The organism is Micromonospora sp. NPDC049529 (assembly GCF_055586685.1).
Map to the genome: position 1 here is coordinate 14,772 of NZ_JBVJHT010000020.1, position 26,568 is coordinate 41,339.

General features: G+C 70.5%; 23 protein-coding genes and 1 riboswitch. Of the genes, 10 read left to right on the forward strand and 13 right to left on the reverse strand.

Annotation, left to right across the window (positions count from 1 at the left end; all coding sequences use genetic code 11):
• Nucleotides 1-46: 46 nt before the first annotated feature.
• The 3 genes from ACZ6QQ_RS29355 (at nt 47) to ACZ6QQ_RS29365 (ending at nt 3,259) form a co-directional block, all read left to right on the forward strand.
• Nucleotides 47-826, forward strand: a complete 780-nt coding sequence (locus ACZ6QQ_RS29355) for a cobalt-precorrin-6A reductase (protein ID WP_465880661.1) — start codon at nt 47-49, stop codon at nt 824-826.
• Between the two features lie 142 nt (nt 827-968).
• Nucleotides 969-2,489, forward strand: a complete 1,521-nt coding sequence (locus tag ACZ6QQ_RS29360) for a hypothetical protein (RefSeq protein ID WP_465880663.1) — start codon at nt 969-971, stop codon at nt 2,487-2,489.
• Between the two features lie 260 nt (nt 2,490-2,749).
• Entirely contained in the window at nt 2,750-3,259 is a 510-nt protein-coding gene (locus ACZ6QQ_RS29365) for a hypothetical protein (protein WP_465880664.1), read from the forward strand.
• A gap of 210 nt (nt 3,260-3,469) precedes the next feature.
• On the opposite strand, the gene ACZ6QQ_RS29370 is transcribed toward ACZ6QQ_RS29365, so the two are convergent.
• Together ACZ6QQ_RS29370 and ACZ6QQ_RS29375 are read right to left on the reverse strand one after the other, a co-directional pair.
• Entirely contained in the window at nt 3,470-3,661 is a 192-nt protein-coding gene (locus ACZ6QQ_RS29370; RefSeq protein WP_465880666.1) for a DUF397 domain-containing protein, read from the reverse strand.
• A 9-nt stretch (nt 3,662-3,670) separates the two neighbouring features.
• Nucleotides 3,671-4,546: a helix-turn-helix domain-containing protein gene (locus tag ACZ6QQ_RS29375; protein ID WP_465880668.1), complete on the reverse strand. Its 876-nt coding sequence runs from the start codon at nt 4,544-4,546 to the stop codon at nt 3,671-3,673.
• A 119-nt stretch (nt 4,547-4,665) separates the two neighbouring features.
• On the opposite strand from ACZ6QQ_RS29375, the gene ACZ6QQ_RS29380 reads away from it, so the two are divergent.
• Entirely contained in the window at nt 4,666-5,046 is a 381-nt protein-coding gene (locus ACZ6QQ_RS29380) for a hypothetical protein (RefSeq protein ID WP_465880670.1), read from the forward strand.
• Between the two features lie 92 nt (nt 5,047-5,138).
• Here the strand turns inward: ACZ6QQ_RS29380 and ACZ6QQ_RS29385 are convergent, their stop codons facing one another.
• From ACZ6QQ_RS29385 to cobG, 6 genes are all read right to left on the reverse strand, one after another.
• Entirely contained in the window at nt 5,139-5,645 is a 507-nt protein-coding gene (locus ACZ6QQ_RS29385; RefSeq protein WP_465880671.1) for an NUDIX hydrolase, read from the reverse strand.
• A gap of 77 nt (nt 5,646-5,722) precedes the next feature.
• Nucleotides 5,723-6,787, reverse strand: a complete 1,065-nt coding sequence (locus tag ACZ6QQ_RS29390) for a hypothetical protein (RefSeq protein ID WP_465880672.1) — start codon at nt 6,785-6,787, stop codon at nt 5,723-5,725.
• 4 nt (nt 6,788-6,791) lie between these two features.
• Entirely contained in the window at nt 6,792-8,006 is a 1,215-nt protein-coding gene (locus tag ACZ6QQ_RS29395; protein ID WP_465880674.1) for an NAD(P)/FAD-dependent oxidoreductase, read from the reverse strand.
• 179 nt (nt 8,007-8,185) lie between these two features.
• Complete coding sequence (locus ACZ6QQ_RS29400; protein WP_465880675.1) at nt 8,186-9,760, reverse strand: precorrin-2 C(20)-methyltransferase; 1,575 nt, start codon at nt 9,758-9,760, stop codon at nt 8,186-8,188.
• A 17-nt stretch (nt 9,761-9,777) separates the two neighbouring features.
• Nucleotides 9,778-10,401 (reverse strand): precorrin-8X methylmutase, encoded by a 624-nt coding sequence (locus ACZ6QQ_RS29405; RefSeq protein ID WP_465880792.1) that lies wholly within the window; start codon nt 10,399-10,401, stop codon nt 9,778-9,780.
• The gene (cobG, locus tag ACZ6QQ_RS29410; RefSeq protein ID WP_465880676.1) at nt 10,401-11,696 is read right to left on the reverse strand and encodes a precorrin-3B synthase; all 1,296 of its coding nucleotides are present in this window, start codon (nt 11,694-11,696) and stop codon (nt 10,401-10,403) included. Before cobG ends, ACZ6QQ_RS29405 begins: the two co-directional genes overlap by 1 nt.
• Before the next feature lie 121 nt (nt 11,697-11,817).
• Nucleotides 11,818-11,938, forward strand: a riboswitch (cobalamin riboswitch).
• A 123-nt stretch (nt 11,939-12,061) separates the two neighbouring features.
• On the opposite strand from cobG, the gene cobN reads away from it, so the two are divergent.
• Nucleotides 12,062-15,682: a cobaltochelatase subunit CobN gene (gene cobN / locus ACZ6QQ_RS29415; protein WP_465880677.1), complete on the forward strand. Its 3,621-nt coding sequence runs from the start codon at nt 12,062-12,064 to the stop codon at nt 15,680-15,682.
• Between the two features lie 6 nt (nt 15,683-15,688).
• On the opposite strand, the gene ACZ6QQ_RS29420 is transcribed toward cobN, so the two are convergent.
• Nucleotides 15,689-17,278, reverse strand: a complete 1,590-nt coding sequence (locus ACZ6QQ_RS29420) for a pectate lyase family protein (protein WP_465880679.1) — start codon at nt 17,276-17,278, stop codon at nt 15,689-15,691.
• 813 nt (nt 17,279-18,091) lie between these two features.
• Here ACZ6QQ_RS29420 and ACZ6QQ_RS29425 point away from each other — a divergent pair.
• Nucleotides 18,092-18,298, forward strand: a complete 207-nt coding sequence (locus ACZ6QQ_RS29425) for a hypothetical protein (RefSeq protein WP_465880681.1) — start codon at nt 18,092-18,094, stop codon at nt 18,296-18,298.
• A 144-nt stretch (nt 18,299-18,442) separates the two neighbouring features.
• Here the strand turns inward: ACZ6QQ_RS29425 and ACZ6QQ_RS29430 are convergent, their stop codons facing one another.
• On the reverse strand, nt 18,443-19,138 hold the full coding sequence (locus tag ACZ6QQ_RS29430) for an SDR family oxidoreductase (RefSeq protein ID WP_465880682.1): 696 nt from the start codon (nt 19,136-19,138) through the stop codon (nt 18,443-18,445).
• Nucleotides 19,139-19,252: 114 nt separating this feature from the next.
• Between ACZ6QQ_RS29430 and ACZ6QQ_RS29435 the strand changes: the two genes are divergently transcribed.
• Entirely contained in the window at nt 19,253-19,849 is a 597-nt protein-coding gene (locus tag ACZ6QQ_RS29435) for a TetR/AcrR family transcriptional regulator (RefSeq protein ID WP_465880683.1), read from the forward strand.
• Nucleotides 19,850-19,946: 97 nt separating this feature from the next.
• On the opposite strand, the gene ACZ6QQ_RS29440 is transcribed toward ACZ6QQ_RS29435, so the two are convergent.
• The gene (locus ACZ6QQ_RS29440) at nt 19,947-20,294 is read right to left on the reverse strand and encodes a hypothetical protein (protein ID WP_465880794.1); all 348 of its coding nucleotides are present in this window, start codon (nt 20,292-20,294) and stop codon (nt 19,947-19,949) included.
• 317 nt (nt 20,295-20,611) lie between these two features.
• Here ACZ6QQ_RS29440 and ACZ6QQ_RS29445 point away from each other — a divergent pair, with 317 nt between their 5' ends.
• Both ACZ6QQ_RS29445 and ACZ6QQ_RS29450 read left to right on the forward strand, forming a co-directional pair.
• Nucleotides 20,612-21,463, forward strand: a complete 852-nt coding sequence (locus ACZ6QQ_RS29445) for a metallophosphoesterase family protein (protein WP_465880684.1) — start codon at nt 20,612-20,614, stop codon at nt 21,461-21,463.
• Nucleotides 21,460-22,116 (forward strand): 4'-phosphopantetheinyl transferase family protein, encoded by a 657-nt coding sequence (locus ACZ6QQ_RS29450; protein ID WP_465880686.1) that lies wholly within the window; start codon nt 21,460-21,462, stop codon nt 22,114-22,116. Before ACZ6QQ_RS29445 ends, ACZ6QQ_RS29450 begins: the two co-directional genes overlap by 4 nt.
• Before the next feature lie 598 nt (nt 22,117-22,714).
• Here ACZ6QQ_RS29450 and ACZ6QQ_RS29455 read toward each other — a convergent pair.
• Both ACZ6QQ_RS29455 and ACZ6QQ_RS29460 read right to left on the reverse strand, forming a co-directional pair.
• On the reverse strand, nt 22,715-23,062 hold the full coding sequence (locus ACZ6QQ_RS29455; protein ID WP_326558798.1) for a histone-like nucleoid-structuring protein Lsr2: 348 nt from the start codon (nt 23,060-23,062) through the stop codon (nt 22,715-22,717).
• Nucleotides 23,063-23,272: 210 nt separating this feature from the next.
• Nucleotides 23,273-25,189, reverse strand: coding sequence for a ricin-type beta-trefoil lectin domain protein (locus tag ACZ6QQ_RS29460; RefSeq protein WP_465880687.1), 1,917 nt, complete (start codon nt 25,187-25,189; stop codon nt 23,273-23,275).
• Between the two features lie 364 nt (nt 25,190-25,553).
• Between ACZ6QQ_RS29460 and ACZ6QQ_RS29465 the strand changes: the two genes are divergently transcribed.
• The gene (locus tag ACZ6QQ_RS29465) at nt 25,554-26,558 is read left to right on the forward strand and encodes a LacI family DNA-binding transcriptional regulator (RefSeq protein WP_465880689.1); all 1,005 of its coding nucleotides are present in this window, start codon (nt 25,554-25,556) and stop codon (nt 26,556-26,558) included.
• The last annotated feature ends 10 nt before the right edge of the window (nt 26,559-26,568 follow it).

Consider the following 26,568-nt stretch of genomic DNA (forward strand, 5'->3'; position numbering starts at 1 on the left):
CTGACCCGGGGGTCCGGCCCGGTGCGGGCGAAGGTCGGTGGTGACCGTGGGTGAATTGACCGTCCTGCTGCTCGGCGGCACCGGGGAGGCCCGCCGGCTGGCCGCCCTGCTGGCGCGGGAGCGACCCGGTTGGCGGGTGGTCACCTCGCTCGCCGGTCGGGTGGCCGATCCGGCGTTGCCCGAGGGCGAGGTACGGATCGGCGGCTTCGGTGGATCGGCGGGGCTGGCTGACTGGCTGCGCCAAGAGCGGGTCGACGCGGTGTTGGACGTGACCCACCCGTTCGCCGCCCGGATGAGCGCCGGTGCGGTGAGCGCCTGCGCCGAGGTCGGGGTGCCGCTGCTGGTCGTACGCCGACCGGGGTGGACCGCGCAGCCCGGTGACGACTGGCGGCGGGTGCCGTCGTTGGCGGCCGCCGCCGAGACCGTCGCCGGGTTGGGGGAGCGGGTGTTCCTCAGCACCGGGCGGCAGGGTCTCGCCGCCTTCGCCGGTCTGGACCGGCACTGGTTCCTGGTCCGCTCGGTCGACCCTCCCGAGCCGCCGCTGCCGCGCCGGCTGGCGGTGGTGCTCGACCGTGGCCCGTTCACCGTGGACGGCGAGCTGGCACTGCTGCGCCGGTACGGCGTCCAGGTGCTGGTCACCAAGGACAGTGGTGGCCCGATGACCGCCGCGAAGCTGCACGCGGCCCGCCACCTGGCCCTCCCGGTCGTGATGGTGGATCGTCCCCCGACCCATCCCAGCACTGCCCGGGTGACCGGCATCGAGGCGGCCCTACCCTGGCTCGACAGCCACGTCACCACCACCGATTCCGGTCACCGGCGGGGATGAACGCGGTGGACGCCCGATCTCCGGTGCCGGATCGGGATCGACGTGGCCCGCAGGCAAGCTCGGTGCTTGCTGAAGAGTGGCTGGACCGGCGATCTTGATCTTATGATGCTGGGACTTTCCGGCAAGATCAACGGGGGTTCTGGTGAGAATAGAGTCCAATTCCGCTTCGGCGTGGAAGGCCCGGGGCGGGTGGCTGCGGCGTACCGCGGTCGTCGCGGTGTCCGGTCTGGCGCTTGCCGGGCTGACCCCGGCCACCGCGAGCCAGGCGGCTGCCCCGGCCGGTGCGACGGCGGCGACCAAGGCACACCCGAAGAACCACAAGCCGGGTGTGCCGACGGTGCTTTCGGTCGACTCGTGCTACCTGGCCTGCGCCTCGCCCGCCGTGCTGCGCTCGGGCACACCGGTGCTGTCGGCGACGGTCAACGACCCCGACGGCGGGACACTGCGGGCCGAGTTCCAGGTGTACGAGGGCTCCCGCAAGCGGTTGGTCGCCAGTTCCGGTACGACCGTGACGGGTGTGCGCTCCGGCTCGGTCGCACCCTGGCGGGTCGTCCCGACAACCGGGGCGGCGTTGCCGGACGGTGCGTACCGGTGGCGGGTCCGGGCCTGTGACACGGCTGCCTGCGGCGGGTACTCGGGCTGGTTCGCGTTCACCGTGACCACCGCGTCCGTGCCACAGCCGACGGTTGCCGGCACGCCGTACGCGGATTCCTCGACCGGGACGTGGAACGGCGGGGTGGGGCAGCCGGGCTCGTTCGAGTTCGGTCCCAACGGCGCGACCGACGTGGTCGAGTACGTCTACAACCTGAACTCCGGCAACTCCGTGACGGTTCCGGCAACCGCCGGTGGCGGCGTCACCGAGTCGATCACACCGACGAGGGACGGCGTGAACGTGCTCCAGGTGCAGGCCCGCAACAGCGCCGGCACCACCTCCGACCCGACGGTCTACCAGTTCCTGGTGGCGCCGACGGTCGGTGGCTCGTGGACCTGGCCGTTGGACGAGAACACCGGCACGACCGCCGGTTCGGTGCCGAACACCCGGCCGGCGACCTTCAGCCCGTCCGGTGTCTCCTGGCTCTCGCCGGGTCGGGACAGCGACGCGGCGGTCTCGTTGACCGGGGCGGGTGAGCTGACCACGGGTTCGTCGGTTCTGAACACGGTGGCGCCGGAGGGATTCACCGTGGCGGCACGGGTGCGCCCGGCCGATCTTGGCGGCGGTGTCCGTACGGTGCTGTCGCAGGACGGGGCCGACACGTCGATGTTCGCGTTGCAGTACCGCGATGACGTCGACGTCGACGGTGACACGGTTGCGGACCCGGCGTGGTGTTTCACCGTAGCGACGAAGGACACCTCCGACGCGGCCTCGGTGAGCGCCTGCACCAGGGACTACGTCGTACCGGGCGAGTGGGTCAACCTGATCGCCGCCTACGACCGGCCGAACAACAAGATCAAGCTGTACGTCAACGGCACCCCGGACCTCGGCGGTGCCTACGCCGAGGCGGACTACGCGCAGGGCTGGCCGGCCACCGGAACGTTCGCCATCGGCCGGGGCTGGCGCGACGGCACGGCGGCGGACCACTGGATCGGCGACGTCGACGACGTACGCGCCTCGGCCGGACTGTGGTCGAACTCGAAGATCAACCAGTACGGCTTCGTCTGGTAACACGTACGGCCGCTCGGTGGCGGCCATCGGCAGGACCGATCGGGGTGGACACGGAAACGTCCGTGACCACCCCGATTTGTCTATCCCTGCGCAGGCAGTGGGCCCGGCCGTCCCTACCCTGATCGCTACGGCTGTCGATGTGAGTTGCCGCCAGTGGTGACGACAGAGGCTGTGTCTAATGCTGGAATCGTGTTGTAGGTCGCTGGGGTGGGCGTCAAACGTATGGTGACTGGCGGCTACAAGGGCATACACCGAGCGCCATGATCCAGTGGACATTGAGAGGGGTGAATAATATGGCGGTGACCGGCCCGGCGACGCTCATCGGGGCCTTCCTGCGCGCTTCTGCCCAAAATGACAAGGCTGTGCGGGACGAGCTCCACACCGCTCTCATCGCGACCAGATGGCACCAAGCGGGTGCGGTCATCGACGAGGCGTTTGTCGGAGCACTGCGACGGAAGCTAGGTGAGCAGCCGTCGCTCCACATGGTCAGGAAGTTCACCCTTCGTTTCTTTCGGATTTATAAGAGTGCGAAGCAGATCCTGACCCCACAGCAGGTGGAGCTGGTACTGAGATGGGGCATCGGTGAGGAGATTCCGTTGGACCGGATCGACGGAAAGCTGCTGGAGTCGGTGAAGATGCTGACCCTGGGTGCTGTCGTGACAGATCTCCGACTGTCCTCATCCGAGCTGGACGACCTGTTGGCGCAGGCGGAACGGCGTGCATACGTAGCCGGCTACCGCCCCACCGTGAGAGAAGAACAACAGAGCTGAGTTGTTCGCGGTCTCCTCTCGCACCGGCTGCGTCTGGGAGCGACGCGGCGTACGACGACCTCATTGCACCCGAGATGGTCGTACGCCGCCCACGTTCGTCGGAATTCGTCCGTGTGTTGACGGCCCGCTACGGCCAGCCTCACGGATTCTGGCGCTGGGCGTCGCAGGGCTGACAATCCGTTTTGACGACGAGCGTAGGACCTGCGGTGTCTACGCCGAGGGTGTGGCCCTGACGAAGGTGCTCCACGCGGCGCGGTCGAAGGCGAGCACCGGCCCGTACGGATCCTTGGAGTCGCGTACGGCGACCGCCTGCGGCAGTTCGGCGATCTCGACACAGTCCGCGTTGGTGCCGCTGCGGCTGGACTTGCGCCAGGTGGCTGCGGACAGATCGGAGGCGATCATCAGGAGGACTCACTCTCGCTCGTGCTCTGTTGCGACCCGCGCAACGAAGTCGACCGACTCGGCGGGGCTCAAGGCTACCTTGCCGAGCCGGTCCGCCTCTCGCCGGAAGAACGCCACCTGCGGCGCCTCCTCCAGGAACAGTCCGGAGAGCTTGTGGTCGAGGTAGACCACGGATCTGTTGCGCGGGAAGTCGAAGAGCGCGAACGCACCGTCGAGTCCGGTGTGCCCGCCGACCGCGAACGGCACCACCCGCAGGGTGATGTTCGGCCGGTCGGCCATCTCGACCAGGTGGCGGAGCTGTCGGGCCATCAACCGCCGGTTGCCGAGCACCCGACGCAACACCATCTCGTCCACGATGGACAGGAGTTCCGGTGGGGTCGGGCGGGTGAGGATCGCCTGCCGACCCAGCCGGGCCGCCACCCGTGACTGGGCGTCGTCCTCCGCGACCCCGCCGTCGCGCATCAACGCCTGGGTGTAGTCGGCGGTCTGGAGCAGTCCGGGAATCAGCAGCGGCTGCCAGTTGACGATGCTGGTGGCCTCGGCCTCCAGCCGGATCAGGGTGCGGGACTCGTCGGAGAGACCGCCGATCACCTCCCACCAACCCGTCTCGGTGGACCGTTCGGCCAGGCCGAGCAGGCGCTTGCGCTCGTCGCCGGTGACGCCGTAGATCACCAGCAGCGAGGCCACGTCGGCAGCCGGGATGCCCTGGATGCCGGTCTCCATCCGGGACAGCTTGGACGGCGCCCAGTCCAGCCGGGCCGCGACCCGGCGCAGGCCGAGCTTGCGCGTCTCCCGCAGCTCGCGCAACTCGCCGCCCAGGCCGCGTCCGACCACTGTGGGCTGGCTCGCCTTCGACATCTGCTCCTCCGTGGCGTTCGATGTCACGTTGATCGACTGTTGGCGTCACGTTGAGTATTGACAGTCCCGCTCCTGGGCGCAAGAGTCGATGGCAACGTTGCTCGATGCTCGTCCGAATCCGGAACACTGCTGGGAGGCGTACAAGGATGATTGACGTCAAACTGAATCGGTACGTCCCGACCTGGTCACAGCCGTACGACCCGGCCGACTCGCCGGGGCCGATCCCGTCGGTGCTGGAGCGGTTCCGGCGCGGGCGACCCGAGCAGCCCGAACCGAGCGAGGCGGAGATCGAGGCCGGTCGGTACACGGTGGTGCTGGTGCCGCCGGAGGCGGCCGAGGTGATCGGCTACGACCGGACCGACGTGGGGTTGCGGATGTACCGCGACGGGGACTGGGACCACAACCCGGGCGACCTGGACGAGGCCGCCGACCTGATCGAGCAGGCGTGCGGTGAGCCGGTCACCCTGGTCGAACACCACTCCGACCTGACCTACTGGACCGCCCGGCTCCGAATCGCGAAGCCGTAGCCGATCGGACTCCTCCGGGGGCTGCGGTCGTCTACTGCCCCTGTAGGGGTAGTAGACGACCACAGCGCCGGATGGTGCGGACCGGCGGTTGGTCAGTGGTGCCAGGGGAGTTGGTGGGGGTGGCGCGGGTGCGGCTCGGTGAGCAGCTTGGTCAGCAGTGCGGCGAGCTTGCTCGGGTAGACCGTGTCGCGGGTCGACGCCAACTCGTCCACCGGCCACCACCGGTGCCCGACGTGGATCGTGAGCTCGTGCGCCGTCAACCCGCCCAGCTGGACTTCGTGGGAGTCGACCTGGAGGCGGAAGAGGTCGTCGCGAAAGTTGCCGACTGCCCAGCCGAGGTCGGCGTACCCGCCGGTGTAGGCGACCGGGCCGCCGAGCTCGTCCGGGTCGACAGCCAGCCCGATCTCCTCCCGGAGTTCGCGGGCCGCCGCCTGGGCCAGCGACTCACCCTCCTCCACCCCGCCGCCGGGCGTGCACCAGTAGTGGCCGAGACCGGGGTTGGCGCCGTCGATCAGGTAACGCAGGAGCAGGACCCGGCCGGCGCTGTCGAGCAGCAGCACCCGCGCCGCCCGGCGCCGGTACGGCGCCTGTTCCGTCATCGGCTCAGGTTACCGAGCCGGCATACGCCAGCGCGAGCAGCGGGGCCAGGACGACCATCGGGTACGGAGATGAGCGGCTATCCGGAGGTGACGACCTGCACCACGGTCAGCGCGATCGGCAGCAGCAGCGTGGTGGCGGCCCGTCCGATGTAGCCGAAGGAGAACGGTGCCGGTTCCGTCGCCACGATCACCTGTCGGACGCGCAGTGTGACATCCAGCCGGATCAGCTCCTGCTGGATCAGCGGATGTGCGAGGCTGCCGCGCGCGGTCACCACCCGGACCGCGTCCTCGATCGCGGGCGCGAAGTTGTCCAGGGCCCGCTCCTGACTCTCCCGGGACAGCCGGTACAGCAACCAGACCGGGATGCTGAAGACGGTCAGCCCACCGGTGAACAGGAGCACCACGAACACCCAGACGATGACCTTGCTGGCCGGGGTGAGCTGGGGCTGGACGCCGAGCATGGCCGGTACGAAGAGGGCGCCGCAACTGAACATGAGCCCTTCGACCCAGGCGAAGGTGTAGAGCTGACGGATGCCCCAGGCACGCTCGGTACGAAACGGGGTCCAGTGCAGTCGCGCGTTCTTCGTCGCCGCGTAGACCAGCGCGATCGCCTTGCTGATGCCCCAGATGCCGGCGGCGCTGCATACCCCGACCGCGCCGATGACCACGAGGCCGGCGGCCCGGTGCCAGCCGTTGTGGACGGGGATGACCGCGTCGAGCGGCTCGAAGGACAGTGCCAGGGCCAGCAGCGGTGCCAGTCCGACCGGCAGTACCAGAAGGTAGAACGCCCGGTCCCAGGAGTCGACGCAGCGCTGGATCGCGCGCAGGTCCCAGCCGGCGCGGGCGCCGTGCCGGCCGAACTCACGCAGCAGGTTCTCCAGCTTGAACTCGGCCTGTTGCATCAGCAGCGGACTGAGGCTCACCCAGAGGGCGGCGGTCGGAATGCCCCAGCGCATGGTGGACGGGTGCGAACCCATCCGGTCGACCACGGCGGTGGCGAACCACCACCAGAACAGCGTGGTCGGTCCCAGTGCGAAGATCGCGGCGCAGGCGAGACGTTGACGGTACCGCGCCCGTCCGGCCCAGGACGCCCGCCGTGGCACCGAGGTGTACGGCGACACCCAGGTCTCGACGGCCGGCATGGTGCTACCAGCCGTGTCGAAGAATGCGCCAGGTGGTTTCCGCGCGGATGCGGCCGAGCCCGAACAGCAGGTCCACCGCGTCGCGGAAGACCACCGGGTCGTTGTTCGCGGCGCGGATCATGTGCCGGGCCCACCACGGGATGGACATCAGGCCGTGTGCGAGCCGGCTGGAGATCAGGTGTGCGCGGTAGGTACGCCGGAACCAGGTTTCGAACTCGGCCAGCGCCCGCGCCTGTCCGTCCGCCCCGGACAGGTCCGCGGGCAGCCGGGTGACCAACTCGTACGCGGCGTTCATGCCGTAGACGATGCCCTCCCCGCTGAGCGGATTGATCATCGAGCCGGCGTCACCGACCAGGGCCGCCCGCTCGTGGGCCAGGCGCGGTATCGGTCGGGCGAGTGGCAGATGGTGCGCCCGGTGGGCGTACAGGTCGCCCAGTTCGATGCCGCGTTGCCGGCACGAGTCGGCGAACCGGTCGAGGACCCGGCGCAGGTCCAGTGACCGGCGACGCAGTTCGGAGACCATGATGCCGACGCCGACGTTCACCGTGCCCTTGCCACTGGGGAAGACCCAGCCGTACGCGGGCAGCATCTCCTTCGACCACTCGAAGATCATGCGCTGGCCGAGCGGCCCGTCCGGGTCGAAGGCGTCGCTGTCGGAGTAGGCGCGCATCGCGATGGCGGTGCTCCGACCAGCCGGGCGGCCGGCACCAAGCTGCCGGCGCAGCACCGAGTACGCGCCGTCCGCCGCGATCACCAGTCCCGCCTCCAGCCGGTGTTCGGTGCCGGCCCGCCGTACCGACACCCAGCGGCGATCGTCGGCCAGCCCGGTCGCCGTCACCTTGTGCCCGCTCAGGTCCACCGCCCCGGCCTTCAGCGCCGCGAGCCGTAGCCGCTGGTCGAAGTCGGCGCGCGGCACCACGTACCCCTCGGTCGACATCCCGTCCAGGCCGGTCAGCGCGGCGTTCAGCTCCGCCCCCGCCGGACCGTAGACGGTCAGCGACGCGGCCGGGGTCTCGCCGGCCAGGATGTGGTCGAGATCGAGTCGGTGCAGCAACTGGGCCACGCCGGGCCCCAGCCCGTCACCGCAGGGCTTGTCCCGGGGAAAGGTGCGCTGGTCGACCAGGGCGACGCTCCACCCACGACGGGCGGCGACGATCGCGGCGGTGGCACCGGCCGGGCCGGAACCGGCCACCACGACATCGAACCGGACCGGGCCCATGCGCCCATGTTGCCAGCCGTAGTCGCTCCATTACGGCAGCCGGGGGAGGTCGGGGTCCGCGCCGATCGCCAAACCTCTCGAATCGTCGGAAGCGGAAGCGGAAGCGGAAGCAAGACCGGGACCGGGAGCAGGAGCGGAAGCGGGACCGGTGCCCCCGGCCGGCCGATCGGCGGCCGGGATCAGGCCGGGTAGCGGCGGGGCGTGAAGACCACCGGATCGGCGGAACCCCGGGTCACCACCTGAGTGGTGGACGAGCCGACCAGCAGCAGCGTACGCATGTCGACCTCGGTCGGGTCGAGGTCGGCGAGCCGGACCACGCGTACGCGTTCGCCCGAGCCGCCGACGTCCCGGCCGAGCACCACCGGGGTCTCCGGTGACCGGTGCGCCAGCAACAGTTCCTTCGCCGCCGCCACCTGCCACGTACGACTCTTCGACCCCGGGTTGTAGATCGCGATCACCAGGTCGGCCTCGGCCGCGGCGGTCAACCGCTTCGCGATGATCTCCCACGGCTTGAGCCGGTCCGACAGTGACAGCACACAGTAGTCGTGCCCGAGCGGGGCACCGACCCGGCTCGCCACCGCCTGGGCGGCGGTCAGCCCTGGCAGCACCCGTACCGGGATGTCGGTCCACTTCGGTTCGGAGGCGACCTCCAGGACGGCGGCGGCCATCGCGAACACGCCCGGGTCACCGGACGACACGACCGCCACCCGTCGGCCGTGTCGGGCCAGGTCCAGGGCGAACTCGGCCCGTTCCGCCTCCACCCGGTTGTCCGAGGCGTGCCGGCGTTGGCGCGGGTTCGCCGGCACCCGGTCCAGGTACGGCCCGTAACCGACCAGGTCGTCGGCGGCGGCGAGCGCATCCTGCGCCTGCGGCGTGCACCACTCCCGCCCGGCCGGACCGAGCCCGACCACGACCACCTCGCCGAGCCCAGCGGGCTCATCCGACACCGTCTCGACGACGGGCAACGTAGGGGAGTCGACGCCTGTCAGCTCGGCGCGGGTACGTTCGTGCACCCGGCTCGGCAGCAACGCCAGCGAGAAGTACGGCACCGTGGCCGGATCCACCTCGGCCAGTTTCGCCGACTGCTGCCGATCCGTGGTGGCGCGTTCGACGTACCAGGTCTCGTCCAGCCGGCCGGCCTGCGCGAGGGCCGCGCGGACGTTGCCGAAGGTGCGGCCCAGTTTCATGATGGCCGCCGAGTCGGTGGCCGCCAGCCGTTCCGCCAGGATCTCCGTCGGCAGGGTCCCCGGCAGCACGGTCAGGATCTCGTCCCGCTCCACCAGCGGACGCCCGAGTACGGCCGAAGCCGCGCTGACCGACGTCACGCCCGGCACCACCTCGGTCGGGTACCGACCGGCGAGCCGCTTGTGCATGTGCATGTACGAGCCGTAGAAGAACGGGTCGCCCTCGCAGAGGACCACCACGTCCCGCCCGGCGTCCAGGTGTGCGGCGAGCCGGGCCGCGCTCGCCGCGTAGAACTCCTCGATCTCGGCCCGGTAGCCGTCCGGGTGCTCCGGCTTCTCCGTGGTGACCGGGTAGGTCAGCGCCTCCTCGATCTGCCCGTCCCGCAGGTAGGGTTCGGCGATCGTCCGCGCCACACTCCGCCCGTGCCGCGCGCTGTGGTAGGCGATCACGTCCGCCCGCTCCACCAGCCGGGCGGCCCTCACCGTCACCAGTTCCGGGTCACCGGGTCCGAGTCCCACCCCGTACAGCCGGCCGGTGCCTCGGTCCGGTCCCGCCCCATTCGATGGCACGACGCCGTCCACGCTGGTCACTCTTTCTCGCTGGCGACGGCGTTGATCGCCGCCGCGGTCATCGCGCTGCCGCCACGCCGTCCGTGCACGACCAGGTACTCCAGCCCGGCGGGATGGTCGGCGAGCGCCTGCTTCGACTCGGCGGCGCCGATGAAACCGACCGGGATGCCGAGCACCGCCGCCGGCCGTCCGGCACCCGCCTCGACCATCTCCAGCAGGCGGAACAGGGCGGTCGGGGCGTTGCCGACGGCCACCACCGCACCGTCGAGCCGGTCGCCCCACAGGTCCAGGGCGGCGGCGCTGCGGGTGGTGCCGAGTTCGGCGGCCAGGGCCGGCACCCGAGGGTCGCGCAGGGTGCAGATCACCTCGTTGTCGGCGGGCAGTCGGGTGCGGGTGACCCCGGCGGCGACCATCTCGGCGTCGCAGAGGATCGGCGCACCGGCGCGCAGCGCCGCCCGCGCCGCCGACACCACGCCGGGGGAGTGGGCGACGTCCGCCGGCAGGTCGACCATCCCGCAAGCGTGGATCATGCGTACGGTCACCGCGGCGACATCGTCGGGCAGGCCCGACAGGTCCGCCTCGGCGCGGATCGTGGCGAACGACCGGCGGTAGATCTCCGCGCCGTCGCGGACGTAGTCGATCACGTACCCCTCCGTGCCGCCGCGATCGCGGCAGCGGTCTCGTCCAGCGTCGCCGACCGCGAGCGCGGTCGACCGTCCAGGCTGACCCGGTACCCGTCAGCGGTGGCCAGCACCTCGACATGCCGGTCCGCCGGTTTGCCGCAGCGCCGCTCGCAGCCGACCCAGTGCACCGGCAGTCCGGTCGGGCCTGACCGCGCCGGCAGTCCGGTCGGGCCCGACGGCGCGGCGGCGTGCACCACGGTCGCGTCGGTCCGTACGTTCGCGAGCGCCTTCGCGCAACCGGGCGCCCCGGCGCAGCCGGTCACCCCGACCCAACCGGCCTCGGCATCCGCCACCAGAGTCTCGGCGGCCAGTGCCGCCAGCCGGCGCCCAGCCTCGCCGGTGTCCAGATCGGGGACGACAACGGTGCGCCACGGAGTGATGTTGATCTCGTTGCCGCCCGCCCCGGCGGCTGCGGTCAACGCGGCGAGCTGGGCCCCGGTGAGTCGACCGAGCGGCACCACCAGCGCCAGCGCGACCCGCCCGTCGAGTTGCTCCACCGTCCCGACCGGTGCCCGGGTCGGTGTCGAGGCGGGGACGAGGTCACCCGGCACCGACACGAACCGTGAATCGACGGCGGCAAGCAGCCGGGCGGTGACACTGCGTATCCCGTTGTCGAGTTCTGCCAGCCGCCAGGCGGTGCTCTGCTGGGCGGTGGACTCGGACAGGAAGGCGCGGGCGGCGAGCAGGGCGGTCGAGGCGGCGGCTGCCGGCGGTACGCGTACGCCCGTGTCGGTGCCGGCCAGCAGCACCGCCACCGCCCCTCCCGGCACGGCGTGCAGCCCGACGTCCGCGCCGAAGCCGGTCACGTCGCCCCGCCCGTCGTCGACGGTGAACAGGAACCGGCCCGGCAGCCCAGCCAGCGCCGGATCGGCGCAGAGTCCGTCGTCCAACTCGTCGACCAGCCCCCGGACATCGAGCAGACCCCCACCCACCCGACCACTGAGCACGGAGGCGATCACGTTGCGTACGCGTTCGTGGCTCTCCGAGGGCAGCAGCCCGGCCGCGTACAACCGGGCGGCCAGGTCCCGTTCGGTGCCCGTCCGCAGGCCCCGGAGCTGCACGTTGCCGCGCGAGGTCAACTCCAGCGCGCCGTCACCCCATTCGAGCGCGGCACCGGCCAGTGCGACGAGCTGGTCGGTGTGCAGCCGCCCACCGGGCACCCGCACCCGGGCCAGGTTCCCGTCGGCGGCGACATGTACGCGCAGCGTCCCCGGACAGGCGTCCGGAGCCGACCGCCCTCGTGGTGACCACACCCGGCGGATACTACGGCCTGCGCAGGCCCGCCCCGGCGGAGCGGCACCTCTATCGGGGGCCGCTTGACGAACCGGGGTCCGAGTCGTGAGAGTGAGAACCGCTGAACGCGGCGACAGGTGGAGGAAGCCGGTGTGATCCCGGCGCGGTCCCGCCACTGTTACCGGGGAGCGGACCCCGACACGGTCACGGCCCACACGGGCGGGAAGACCGGGGCGAGCGACGATCCGGGAGCCAGGAGACTCCGGGTCACCGCGCGGCATCGAGCGGACCCGTCCGGGCCCGCCCCGAGCCGCAACCGACGAACCCGGGGCGCGGACCCCGAGGGAGGAACCACCATGTCACGCCACGCCCTGCGCGGTGCCCGATGATCCTGCTCCTCTCCACCTCGGACACCGACCTGCTCAGTGGCAGGGCAAGTGGCGCCGACTTCCGGCTGGCGAACCCGGCCCGTACCTCGGTCGAGGACCTGCCCGCCCTGCTCGACGGCGTCGACCTGGTGGTCGTCCGCATCCTCGGCGGCTACCGCGCCTGGGAGGAGGGATTGGACTCGCTGCTGGCCGGGGCGCTGCCGGTCGTACTCCTCGGTGGTGAACAGGCACCGGACGCGGAGCTGATGCGCCGCTCGACCGTGCCCGCCGGGGTGGCCGCGGAAGCCCATGCCTACCTCGCGCACGGCGGCCCGGCGAACCTCACCGAGCTGCACCGCTTCCTCTCCGACACGGTCCTGCTCACCGGCTACGGCTTCGCCCCGCCGGTGCCGACCCCGGAGTGGGGACGGCTGGAGCGTGAGCCCCGCGACACCGCCGGCCCGGTGATCGGCGTCCTCTACTACCGGGCCCACCACGTGGCCGGCAACACCGCCTTCGTCGAGACGCTCTGCGCCGCGATCGAGGACGCCGGTGGCCGCCCGCTGCCGATCTACTGCGCCTCGCTGCGCAGCCCCGCACCCGCCCTGCTGGACACCCTCGGCGAGGCCGACGCGCTGGTCGTGACCGTGCTCGCCGCCGGTGGCACCCGCCCGGCCGACGCCGGTGCCGGCGGTGACGACGAAGCCTGGGACGTCGGCGCGCTCGCCGCCCTCGACGTGCCGATCCTCCAGGGGCTCTGCCTCACCAGCAGCCGCGCCGTCTGGGCGGACAACGACGACGGTCTCTCCCCGCTGGACACCGCCACCCAGGTCGCCATCCCCGAGTTCGACGGCCGGATCATCACCGTGCCGTTCTCGTTCAAGGAGATCGACTCCGACGGGCTGACCGTCTACGTCGCCGACCCCGAGCGGTCCGCGCGGGTGGCCGGCATCGCGGTCCGGCACGGCTCGCTGCGGCACACCCCGCCGGCCGAACGCCGGATCGTGCTGATGCTGTCGGCGTACCCGACCAAGCACGCCCGGATCGGCAACGCGGTCGGCCTCGACACGCCGGCCAGCGTCGTCCGGCTGCTCACCGCCATGCGCGAACAGGGGTACGACATCGGCCCCGCCGACGGCCCCGACGCCTTCCCCGGAGTGGCCGCCGGTGACGGCGACGCCCTGGTGCACGCGCTGATCGCCGCCGGTGGACAGGACCTCAACTGGCTCACCGAGGAACAACTCGAAGCCAACCCGATCCGGATCCCGGCCAGCCGTTACCGGGCCTGGTACGACACCCTCCCGGTCGAGCTGCGCGAGGGGATGGAACGGCACTGGGGACCGCCGCCCGGTGAACTGTTCGTCGACACCTCCCGCGACCCCGAGGGTGAGATCGTGCTGGCCGCCCTGCGGTCCGGCAACACCGTCGTCATGGTGCAGCCACCACGCGGCTTCGGTGAGAACCCGGTCGCCATCTACCACGACCCGGACCTGCCGCCGAGCCACCACTACCTGGCCGCGTACCGGTGGTTGGCCGACGAGTTCGGGGCACACGCGATGGTGCACGTCGGCAAGCACGGCAACCTGGAGTGGCTGCCCGGCAAGACGCTCGGCATGTCCGCCGCCTGCGGGTCCGACGCCGCCCTCGGCGACCTGCCGCTGATCTACCCGTTCCTGGTCAACGACCCCGGCGAGGGCACCCAGGCCAAGCGGCGGGCGCACGCCACCCTGGTCGACCACCTGATCCCGCCGATGGCCCGCGCCGACAGCTACGGCGACATCGCCCGGCTGGAACAGCTCCTCGACGAACACTCGAACATCGCCGCGCTCGACCCGGCGAAGCTGCCGGCGATCCGGGCCCAGATCTGGACCCTGATCCAGGCCGCCAAGCTCGACCACGACCTCGGCCTGTCCGACCGGCCGCACGACGCCGAGTTCGACGAGTTCATCCTGCACGTCGACGGGTGGCTCTGTGAGGTCAAGGACGTGCAGATCCGCGACGGGCTGCACGTGCTCGGGGTGGCGCCGAGCGGGCAGAACCGGGTCGACCTGGTCCTCGCCATGCTCCGCGCCCGGCAGATGTGGGCCGGTCAGGTCGCCGCGCTACCCGGCCTGCGCGAAGCGCTCGGCCTCACCGAGGACGGTTCCGCCGGCCGGGTCGAGGTGGACCGGATCGAGGAGACCGCCCGCGCCCTGGTGCTGGCGATGGAGGAACGGGACTGGGCGACCGGCGTCGCGGTCGACGTGTGCGAGCGGGTGCTCGGAGACACGGTGGCCGACCACGTGCCGGTGGTGCGGGTGCTGGAGTTCGCGGCCGCCGAGATCGTGCCCCGGCTGGACCGGACCACCGACGAGATGACCGCCGTCCTGCACGCCCTCGACGGCGGTTACGTGGCCGCCGGCCCGAGCGGGTCGCCGCTGCGCGGCCTGATCAACGTGCTGCCGACCGGCCGGAACTTCTACTCCGTCGACCCGAAGGCGGTGCCGAGCCGGCTGGCCTGGGAGACCGGGCAGGCGATGGCCGACTCACTGCTCACCCGCTACCGGGCCGACACCGGTGAGTGGCCGCGTTCGGTCGGCCTGTCCATGTGGGGCACCAGCGCCATGCGGACCGCCGGTGACGACATCGCCGAGGTGCTGGCGCTGCTCGGCGTACGGCCGCGCTGGGACGAGGCGTCCCGCCGGGTCACCGGCCTGGAGGCGGTCGACCTGGCCGAACTGGGCCGGCCCAGGATCGACGTCACGATGCGGATCAGCGGCTTCTTCCGGGACGCGTTCCCGCACGTGGTGGCCCTGCTCGACGACGCCGTACGACTCGTCGCCGGACTCGACGAACCGGCCGAGTCGAACTACGTACGCGCCCACGCGCTCGCCGACCGGGCCGAGCACGGCGACGAGCGCCGCTCCACCATGCGCATCTTCGGCTCCAAGCCCGGCGCGTACGGGGCCGGACTGCTGCCGCTGATCGACAGCCGGAACTGGCGCGACGACGCCGACCTCGCCGAGGTGTACGCGGTCTGGGGCGGTTACGCCTACGGCCGGGGTGTGGACGGGGTGCCCGCCCGTGGCGACATGGAGACGGCGTACAAGCGGATCGCGGTGGCGGTGAAGAACACCGACACCCGCGAACACGACATCGCCGACTCCGACGACTACTTCCAGTACCACGGCGGGATGATCGCCACCGTCCGGGCGCTGACCGGCAGGGCCCCGGCGGCGTACATCGGGGACAGCACCCGGCCGGACGCGGTCCGTACCCGGACGTTGAGCGAGGAGACCGCCCGGATCTTCCGCGCCCGGGTGGTCAACCCGCGCTGGCTGGCCGCGATGCGCCGGCACGGCTACAAGGGGGCGTTCGAGCTGGCCGCAACCGTCGACTACCTCTTCGGGTACGACGCCACCGCCGGTGTCGTCGCCGACTGGATGTACGAGAAGCTGGCCGAGACGTACGTGCTCGACCCGGAGAACCAGAAGTTCCTCACCGAGTCGAACCCGTGGGCGCTGCACGGCATCACCGAGCGGCTGCTGGAGGCGGCCGACCGGCAGCTCTGGGAGCACCCGGAGCAGGCCACCCTCGACGCCCTGCGCGAGCTGTACGTGCGCACCGAGGGTGACCTGGAGGACGACGGCTCCGAATAACCGCCGCTATCCGGCGTAGGTCTCGAACTCGGCGACCTTCGGCGTCCCGGTCGAGCTGGTGATCTCGAAGGTGATCTTGCCTAGCGCGGTCTGCGGGAAGGTGATGACGCCGGCCCCGTTGCCGGAGGTCAGGACGGCACCGGTGTCGTGGTTGACGACCCGCCAGGAACCGATGCTGCCCGCGGAACCCGACGCCTCCCGGATGTTGATCCTGGAGACCGAGGTCGCCGAGCCCCACTTGATCGAGATGGAACCGGTCGCGCCGGCCGGCGACCAGTGGGTGCCCAGGTCGCCGTCGCGTACGTCGCCGTAGCCGGTACCGCTGGCCTTGCTGGAGCCGTCCGAACCGGCACCGATGCTCAGGTTGGTTCCGCCGGGCCGGGTCGGCGTCGGGGTGGGGTTGGTCGGGGTGGGCGTGGGGTTGGCCGGCGTCGGTGTGGGGTTGCTCGGAGTCGGCGTGGGGCGCGTCGGTGTCGGGGTGGGTGTCTGCGGCGAGCAGTTGCCGTTCGACACCCGCATACCCGTGCCGGCACCCGCCGTCTGGCGAACGATGTCCGGCACACAGGCGGCCCCGTCCAGGCTGTAGGAGTACGGGATGGCGACGGTGGTGTTGGACTGGGGGTTCGGGCCGGCGGGGTAGTTGTCGCTGCCGGGGCTGGACCAGGTCACGTTGTCGAAGATGTTGCCGCTGACCTGCCAGTAGCCGACCTGGTCGGTGTAGAAGGTGCCCAGGACGTCCTTGGAGTTCAGGAAGTGGTTGTTCTCCACCTTGGCGCGGGCACCGGCCCGTGAGTTGATGCCGGACTCGTTGAGGCTCACATAGGAGTTGTTGAAGATGTGGGCGACGCCGCCACGCAGCAGGGGCGTACGGGAGTCGATGTTCTCGTACAGGTTGTGGTGGAACGTGATGAAGCCGTTCGAGCGGTCGCTCTCACTGGACCCGATGAGGCCGCCACGACCGGAGTTGCGCAGGATGCTGTAGGAGAGGGTCACGTACTGGGTGTTGTCCTTCATGTCGAAGAGGCCGTCGAACCCCTCCGACTCCCCGCCCGAGGCGAGCAGCGTCACGTGATCGACCCAGACGTTGCGGACGTCGCTCTCCATCGCGATGGCGTCGCCACCGTTGGAGGTGGGCGAGCCCGACTTCTTGACGTTCCGTACGGTCACGTTCTGGATGATGATGTTGCTGGCCTCGCGGATGTGGATGCCCAGCTGGTCGAACACGGCTCCACTGCCTACCCCGATGATCGTGACATTGCTGATCTGCTTGAGCTCGATCACACCGGCGGCGGTGTTGCAGCTGCCGCCCGAGACCTTGCTGGTGTTGGCGTGGTTGATGGTTCCCGTGACCTCGATGATGATCGGGGTGCTGCTGCTGGCCCGACCGCACAGGGCGGTGTGGATCCCGGTTCCCGTGCTGGTCCGTACCGTCTGCCCGCCGGCACCGCCGGTCGTCCCACCGTTCTGGGTGGCGTAGCCGGTGACGCTGCCTACCGCCGCCGATGCCTGGGGCACCGGCAGCGCCACGGTGATCGCGGCCCCGATGGCGGCCGTGGCCAGCGCCGCCTGGAGTCGCACTGCGACTGGTCGTCTCATGTCGTCTCACCTTCGTTCTCGGAAAGCTGGTTGGTGCCGCCGCAGACGAGGAGGGGCCGCCCGCACTCACGACCGCGGTGCAGGATCCAGCGGCCGGCCAGGAAGATGGCGGCGCCGGCGGTTCCCGCGCAACGATCGTGGAGCCAGCGGCGCGGAAGGCGCCTGTGCGATGTGGACTGGGAAGGGCTGTCGCCCCGGGATCCGTGATGTACGGCGCGAAGCGTCCCCGTCAGGAGGACATCTCCTTCGTCACATCGGTAGCGGCTCGGGCGCGAGGTCGCTGCAGCCGTCGCGGTCGCCGCTACCGGACTGGTCCGTTGCCTTGTGTGGATCGTTTCGGCGTGGGCCACCGGCCGATTCACGTCCGTCGCGGGGCGGCGCGAGGGACGCCTTGGCCGGTGGCAGGGGTGTGGATCGCGTCGACCCGCGCGAGCCGTGTCCGCCTTGGACGAATTGAGTCTGTGTCACGATCTCCCATGCTGTGATGACGTGTGGGCACCGCCGTACTGCCCGCACGCCGATGGTGGCGTTGCTCGATATGCCCCTGCCCGGCCCGGGAATGAAACATCAACGAAACGCAATCGTAGGAAAGCGGTTTCCTTCAATGCAAGAGCTGGTGTTTGCAGGTTTTTTGCAGTCACTCAGGGGAGCCGGGCCGGCGGCGGGCTCACGAATCCCACCGGTCGGCCGACCCGGCCCGGGAGATCGTGCGGCAGGCCGAGGCGGAGCGGGTGCTGGGTCTCGCGGCGGCCCTGTTCCGCGACCGGGGGACATGAGTGGGGGCTGCACCTCACCGAACTCAGCCTCGGTGAGGTGGAACTGCGCCGAGGTGCTCCGGGCGCCGTCAACCGCCTGCGTGGGGCCCTGTGCTACTGGACCGCCGAGCAGGTCCCGGCGCTGCGGGCCCGTACGCTCGTCGCTCTCGCCGCGGTCGGCGAACGGGCCGGCGACACCGAGGCGGGGGAGTTGCTCACCGAGGCACACGGGATCCACCAGGAGCTGCGGTTGACCGGTCAGTAGGACCCGGCTGCGGTTCGAGGGCTGGCGCGTGGCTCGGTTTCGTCGAAGAGACACTGGACCACCACCGGGCGGTACGGGAGCCGATCGGCTGACCCGCTCCGCCCGGTCTGCCGGTCGGGTGGCCTGCTCCGCGCTGTCTGCCGGTCAGGCGGCGAGTTGCGGGTAGAGCGCGGTCAGGTCGGCGGCGAGAGCCGCCTTGACGTTGCGGGTCAGGTCGTCGGCCAGCACCTCGGGGGCACCGATCTCGACTCCGTCGAACGCCTGCCGGGCCACCTCGGCCGGAGCGGTCTTCGGGGCGGTGACGTCGGCGGCCATCTCGGTGTCGACGTACGCGACGTGCAGGCCGGTGACGCCGACGCCCCGGGGTTGCAGTTCCAGGCGCAGCGAGTTGGTCATCGACCAGAGCGCCGCCTTCGAGGCACTGTACGACCCGCTCACCGCGAGCCAGGAGAGCGCGGAGTGGATGTTGAGCAGGTGGCCGCCGTTGCGGACGAGCAGCGGGGCGAAGGCGCGGGTGACGTTGAGCGGACCGTAGAAGTTCGTCTCGAACTCGCGGCGGACGTCGTCGACGTCGGAGCCGAGGAACTCCGCGCCGATCGCGATCGCCGCGTTGTTGACCAGGATGGTGACGTCGTCCGCCAGACGGGCCGCGGCGGCGACCGACTCGGGGTCGGTGATGTCGAGCGTGAGTGGGACGACATTCGGGTTGGTGATCGTCCTCGGATCACGGGCGGCGGCGTAGACCTTGCGTGCGCCGCGGGCCAGGGCCTCCTCGACGAGGGACCGGCCGAGGCCGCGGTTGCCGCCGGTGACGAGCACCACTGCGTCTTGGATCTTCATGGTTGATCTCCCCCAGGGTGTGGAAACTGATCGGTTTCCCGACTGTAAACCGATCTGTTTCCAAATGCAAACAGATCGGTTTGCGATCGGGGAAACGGCGGGTAGGCTGCGGTTATGACCACGTCCGCCAAGCTCCCGCCACGCGAACGGCTGCTCCGGGCGGCCACCGACCTGTTCTACCGGGAGGGCATCACCGCGACCGGGGTGGACAAGCTCTGCCAGACCGCCGGGATCTCGAAGAAGTCGATGTACCAGCTCTTCGCGACCAAGGACGAACTCGTGGCGGAGAGCCTGGCCCACTCCGGCCCGGCCACCATCGCGGGCCTCTTCGCACCCCCGATTCCCGACCCCACCCCGCGCGAGCGCATCCGCTACGTCTTCGAACGCCTGGAGGAGTTGGCGGCCAACCCGCAGTACCGGGGCTGCCCGTTCGTCAACGTCGCCACCGAACTACGCGATCCGGCCCACGCGGCGAGCCAGGTCGCCCACGGTTTCAAGCAGGCGATGACCGACTACTTCGCCACCCAGGCCGCACTCGCCGGTGCCACCGACCCGGAGACGCTGGCCAAGCAGCTGACCATCGTCTATGACGGTGCCGCCGCCCGGAGCGTCATGCAGGCCACCGGGCTGGACGGGCTCAGCCTGCTCACCGCCGACGCCCTGCTCGCGGCGAACGGGGTACATCCGCCGGAGCCGGAATCCGGCCGGTAGCCCGGACCAAAGGAGCGGCTCGGCCAAAGGGGCAACTCGGCCAAAGGAGCAGTTCGGTCGAAGGAGCGGCTCGGCCGGGGGAGCGGACGGCTCGGGTTCAGCGGCGGGCGGCCGGGCCGGGGGCGGGGACCGCGTACAGCTCCAGCACGGCGGGGATCGGGACCACGCCGGGGCCACCGGCGCGTACCCAGGCGGCGATCTCGTCCACCGCCGGGTCGTCGAGGACGAAACCGAACCAGACCGGACGGGCCCCGGCCGCCCGCCCCGCCGGTGACGGATGTACGACCACCACGTTCGACCGCTCACACGCGTCCAGGCAGTCGTCGCTGACGCGTACCCGGTGCTCCGCACCGACCTCGGCCCGCAGCCGGTCCACCTGGCCGGCGTGGTCCACGTCCGGGTGCTTGCGGGCCGAGCCGCAGCAGCAGCCGCGACAGACGGTCAACGCGCAACCGGTCGGCGGCGACCAGTGGCGTCGACCGGACAGCTCAGCCACGGTGCCCCGCCCCACGCCGGTGCGAGCCGGTCCGGCCGGCGGTGGGATACGGCGACCGCGCGGCCGATCGCGGCTGCCGGGACCCGGCGGACAGGTGTCGCACCCGTCCATCCTGACATCCGGTCGGCCATCGGACCACGTGGCCCCGAGCCGACCCGGACCGACCGGCCCGGCACCACCAACCCGCGCGTCCGTCGAGGCACGGCTCACGTCAATATCGCGTCTGCGGCGTCGGGATGCGAGGCTGGTGCGGTGAAGAGTGGAGCATGGCGGTGACCGGTCACCTGTTCGCCGTGAGCGACCTGCATGTCGGCTACCCGGAGAACCGACGGATCGCCGACGAGCTGCGGCCGGAGTCCGACGACGACTGGCTGATCGTGGCCGGCGACGTCGGCGAGATGGCCGCCGACATCGAGTCCGTCCTGACCGGGCTGGCCCAACGGTTTGCCAAGGTGATCTGGGCGCCGGGCAACCACGAACTGTGGACACCCGCCGGGGACCCGCTGCAACTGCGGGGCGAGGAGCGCTACCAGCACCTGGTACGGATGTGCCGGGAGATCGGCGTACTGACACCCGAGGACGAGTACCCGGTCTGGCACGGCACCGGCGGTCCGGTCACCGTGGCACCACTGTTCCTGCTCTACGACTACTCGTTCCGGATGCCGGGCCTGGACACCAAGGAGGCGTCGCTGGCCCGGGCACACGAGGTGGGTGTGGTCTGCACCGACGAGTTCCTGCTGCACCCCGACCCGTACCCGAGTCGCGAGCAGTGGTGCTGGGCCCGGGTGGAGCAGACCGAGCGCCGGCTCGCCGCCTGCGACCCGGACATCCCCACCGTGCTGGTCAACCACTATCCACTGGTCCGGCAGCCGACCGACGTGCTGTGGTTCCCCGAGTTCGCGCAGTGGTGCGGCACCGACCGGACCGCCGACTGGCACCTGCGCTTCCGGGCGGCGGTCGCGGTCTACGGTCACCTGCACATTCCGCGTACCACCTGGTATGACGGGGTCCGGTTCGAGGAGGTCTCGCTCGGCTATCCCCGCGAGTGGCAGCGGCGCGAGCAGCCGCCACGGGTGCCGGTCCGGCTGCTGACCCCCGGCGACGGGCCGACCCGGTGATCGAGCGGCTGGTACGCCCACCGGCGGTCGCGGTGGAGGCGTTCGACGACAGCGTGCCCGGTCTGCTCTTTCCGGAGGAGGAGGCGCTGCTCGCCAAGTCGGTCGACAAGCGGCGCCGCGAGTTCGTCACCGCCCGCCGCTGCGCCCGCGAGGCGCTCGCCGGGCTGGGGTTCCCGCCGGCACCGCTGCTGCCCGGCCCCCAGCGGGAGCCGCGCTGGCCGGACCGGATCGTCGGCAGCATCACCCACTGCGACGGCTACCGGGCCGCTGCCGTGGCCCGGACCACCGACCTGGTGACCGTCGGCATCGACGCCGAGCCCCACCAGCCGTTGCCGTCCGGTGTGCTCGACGCGGTGGCGCTGCCGGTCGAGGTCGCCCGGCTGGCGGAACTCGCGGTGGTCGATCCGTCGGTCTGCTGGGACCGGTTGCTCTTCTGCGCCAAGGAGGCGGTCTACAAGGCCTGGTTCCCGCTCGCCCGACGGTGGCTGGACTTCCAGGAGGCGGAGATCGACTTCCACCCGGCCACCGGCACCTTCACCGCCGCCCTGCTGGTGCCCGGACCGCGGGTCGGCGCCGCACCGCTGACCGGGTTCACCGGGCGGTGGCTGGTCGACCGGGGCCTGCTGCTCGCCGTGATCACCGTCCCGGCCTGACCCGCGCCGGTCGCCCCGGTGCAGGACAGTGACCTTCGGGTACGACTCGCCGGGCACCGGGGGCGAGTGGGCCCCGATGTGCGCGCCGAGCACGATGGCGTGCCCGGTCGGTTGCCCGGCAGTTGGGTCGACTCCGTTCAATGAGTGCTGTGCACTCGGACGCGGAGTCGCCTCCGTTGCCGGGATAGTGACTACCGGGCCGGCAAGGTGACATTGTGTATCCGGTCACCGGAGTGCCGTTCTGCCGGCAAACGGACCGAATGGCGCTGCCTCAGAACGACAGGAATGCCTGGTCAGCTTGGTTGCGAACCGGCCCGCGAGGAACCGTTGCGGGATCGGGCCGGACAAGACGGCCGTCGGGTTCCAGTCTCTGTTCGTTACCCCGCGTATCCCCGGTAACGATGACTACCCGGGGTGCCGTATGTGGGGATCGCCGTGCGGTCGTCTTTGCGTGGTGCAATTTTCAGCCCTCGGGGCTTCCGAGCCCGGCTCACCGACGGTGGGTAGGCCGGGCCCGACCGGCAGAGGTGATCGATATGCCGGGGGATGCCCCGACCGGGCATCTCCCGCGTATCCCCCCACCTCCTGAGCTGCCGGCTCAGTGGTTGTTGTAGGCCTCGACCACGGAAGCCGGAATCCGGCCGCGCTCGGAAACGTCGTAGCCGTTCTTGGACGCCCATTCGCGGATCGCCTTGTTCTGGTCCCGGTCGCTGCGGGTCGGTGCCGCGTTGCCGCTGCGGCGAGCCGGCCGACGGCTTTCCACGCCACCACGACCGACGCGGGTACCGGCGGCAATGTACGGGTCGAGCACCTTACGGAGCTTGCCCGCGTTCTCTTCGGACAGATCAATGGTGTAGCTGACGCCGTCGAGCCCGAACTCGACGGTGCGGTCGGCCTCGCCGCCATCGAGGTCGTCGGTCAGGACGGTGATTACCTTTTTAGCCATGGTTGATCACTCCACGTGAACAATGGGGTTCCAGGTGATGAGTTTGACTCATCAATCACTGATTTCGCAACGTTCACCCATTGCCAGAGTGGCGCGGGTGCCCCGAGCAGCCCGGAAACGCGTCCGACCGGCATAAGCGACGCCGCCGGCGCCCTCCCGGTTCGGTGGGCGCCGGCGGCTGCCGGTACGGTACGAAGCGCTCCGCGCTTACTAAGCCGGGACGGTCCATTTCTGGTTTCCGGCGCCGGTGCAGCTCCAGATCTGCAGCGGGGTGCCGTCGGCGCTGGTGTTACCCGTCACGTCCAGGCACTTGTTCGCCTGCGGATTGACCAGGTCCCGTCCGGCGGTGTAGGTCCACACTTGCGCGCCGGAGCCGTTGCACGTGTAGAGCTGCACGCGGGCGCCGTTCGCGGTCGACCCGGCGCTGATGTCGAGGCATTTGCCGAGTGCACGCAGGGTGCCGTCGGTGGCCCGGGTCCAGCGCTGGGCGGTTGTTCCGTTGCAGCCGTACAACTGCACCTGCGTGCCGTCGGCGGAGTTGGCGCCGGCGATGTCGATGCATTTTCCGCCGAGGCCGGTGATCTGTCCGGCCGGACCGGCCGGGGGAGTGGTGGGACCGGTGCCCGGCGTGCCGCTCCAGGTGAAGGTGGCCGAGGTCTTCGTCGGAAGGGGGTAGGTGAAGGACTGGTTTCCCCAGTTCACCTTGACGTTCTGGGTGCCGCCGGTGTTGTTGTACGCGATCAGCGCCTTCGAACCGTCCGGGTTCTTCCACGCCACGTTCGGTACCGAAGCGTTGGCGGTGGAGTCGATCCGGTACGCGCCCGGCTTCACGAACTTGGTCAGGTGTCCCATCGTGTAGTACTCGATGGTGTAGTCGACCTGGCCGTGCCGGCCGTCCCCGTTGTGTACGGTCACCAGCCCGGTGCAGGTGCCGCAGCCGCCGTTGTGCGGGCCCTGGTTCTGGTCCAGCGCCAGACTCCATTTGATCCAGCTGCGGTCCCAGTTACGGGTGTAGTCGACCAGGTTCAGCATGTCCTCGGTCTGTTGGTTGGCGATCCAGTCGCCGCCGGAGTGCTCGGTCATGTACGCGTTCACGTTGGGGAACTGGTTGTGCACCGTGGTCTGGGTGCTGACGTTCCCGCCGTACCCGTGCCAGGCGATTCCGCCGAAGAGCGGGTCGGTGCGGATCGCCGGGTCGTTGAGCAGTGGCGCGGCCCATTCCTGGTAGCCGTCCCAGTTCCAGTCGTGCACCAGCACCTTGGTGTTGATCCCAGCGTTGCGAAACGCCGGGTAGAGGTGGTTCTTGGTGAACTCCTGCAACCCGGCGGCGTTCCACTGCATGGAGGGGTAGCCGGCGCAGCAGGTCGGTTCGTTCTGCGCGGTCACGTAGTCGATTTTCACGCCCTGGGCGGCGTAGCCCTGCACGTACCGGGCGAAGTACTGCGCGTAGGTCGGGTAGTGCTGCCACTGCAACCAGCCCTGGGTCATGCTGTTGTTGTCCTTCATCCAACCCGGTGCGCTCCATGGCGAGGCCATCACCTTCAACGCCGGGTTGAGGCTCTTCGCCTGCTTGGTCAGCGCCATCACGTCGGTATCCCGGCTGAGCGAGAAGTCGTTCAGGTCGCAACAGGTGTCGTCGTACGAGTAGCTGAACCGGGCCAGGTCGGAGGCGCCCATCGGATTGCGGGTGAAGCTGAGCCCGATGCCGTTCACCGGATCGAACAGTTGCCGCATGACGCTGTCACGGGTGCTCTGGCTGAGGGCGCCACTGCCGTGGATGAGCCAGGCGGCGGTGTCGGTGAACGAGGCACCGGCCCCCTCGAACTGCTGGTAGGTGGTGTCCTCGTTGACGGTGACGGTCTGGTTGCCGGCGCCGCTGCTGGCGGCGAAGGCGATCGGCGTCTGCGGCTGGAGTCCGCGGGTGACCGTACGACCACGGGCGTCCGAGGTCGTGGTCAGCCAGATGTTGACCTGTTCGCCGGCGGCGAGGGCGGCGGGTGCCCGGAGCACGGCCAGCCCGGTCGCGACCAGGCAGCAGGCCAGCAGGGCGGCCTGGAGCGTGCGTCGGCGCGTCGGCCCGGTCGGGCGGGCGGGTGCGACGAGCGGTGGAGTCGCTGTCGATGGCACAGAAGTTCCCCTTCCGCGAGGAGTTTTTCGCGGCGGACGGCGGCCGCCCCGCGCCCGCTCGGCGGGGGCGGTCAGCGTCCGGGCGATGGGCGGGCCACGGCCGGATGGGACTGATGCGCTGGTCGGCCGGGGTGCGATGCCCGTCTGCGTCGGGATGGGGCCCGCGATCGGGCGGGGCCCATCGATGATGATGAAGAGGTAACACGCCCGTACAGCTAACTGCAAGGTTTGTTTAGAAATCGGTTTTGTTACGCGACCGTGATTGACGTGGCCCGCGTCACTCCGGTTGACTCGGCCCGGAACCGCTTCCGCAACCGGTTCCGAACCAGCCGTTAACCGTCCTGACACGAAGAAGGGGCACCCGGTGCCGATCACCATCGCCGACGTCGCGGCCCGAGCCGGGGTCAGCAAGACCACGGTCTCCCGCGTGCTGAACGGCAAGGGTGAGCTCGACGTGCAGACGGCGGCGCGGGTGCGCCGGGTGATCGAGGAGCTGGGTTACGTACCGAGCGCACGGGCGGTCGGACTGGCCCGGGGTCGTACCCGGGTGGTCGGCATGCTGGTTCCCTCGCTGACCTGGCCCTGGATGGGCGAGGTGTTGCAGGGCGCGGTGGACGTGGTGGAGACCGAGGGCTACGGCCTGCTGCTGTTCACCTGTAACCGGGGTGAGGAGTCGATGCGGCAGTTCGCCTCCCAGGTGTCGGCGAAGTCCTTCGACGGCCTGCTGGTGATCGAGCCCGAGGGCACCCTCGACTACATCACCGACCTGCATGCGCGCGGCCTGCCGGTGGTGCTCATCGACGACCGGGGCCACCAGCCGCTCTTCCCCTCGGTGGCCACCACCAACCGCAGCGGGGGCGCGGCAGCCGCCCGCCACCTGCTGGAACTGGGCCGGCGTCGGCCACTGGTCATCACCGGCATCGAGCCGTTCGGCTGCACCCAGGAGCGGATGGCCGGATTCGGCGACGTCTACGCCGAGGCGGGCCTGCCACTGGACCCGAGACTTGTGGTGGAGGGCGACTTCACCTTCGACCGGGGTCGGGCGGTGGTCAAGCAGTTGATGGCCGAGGGGGTCGAGTTCGACGCCGTCTTCGCCCACAACGACCTGTCGGCGGCGGGTGCCCTGCTGGCCATCCGCGAGGCGGGCCGCCGGGTGCCGGAGGACGTCGCCCTGGTCGGCTTCGACGACATCCCGTACGCCTCGCACACCGACCCACCACTGACCACGGTGCACCAGCCGATGCGTCAGATGGGAGAGGCGGCGGCGCGGATGCTGCTCGCGTACTTCGACGGCACTCCGCTGCCCGACGCCCCGCACGTGCTGCCCACCACGCTGATCATCCGAGCCTCCACCATGGTTCCCGCCTGACCGACCCACC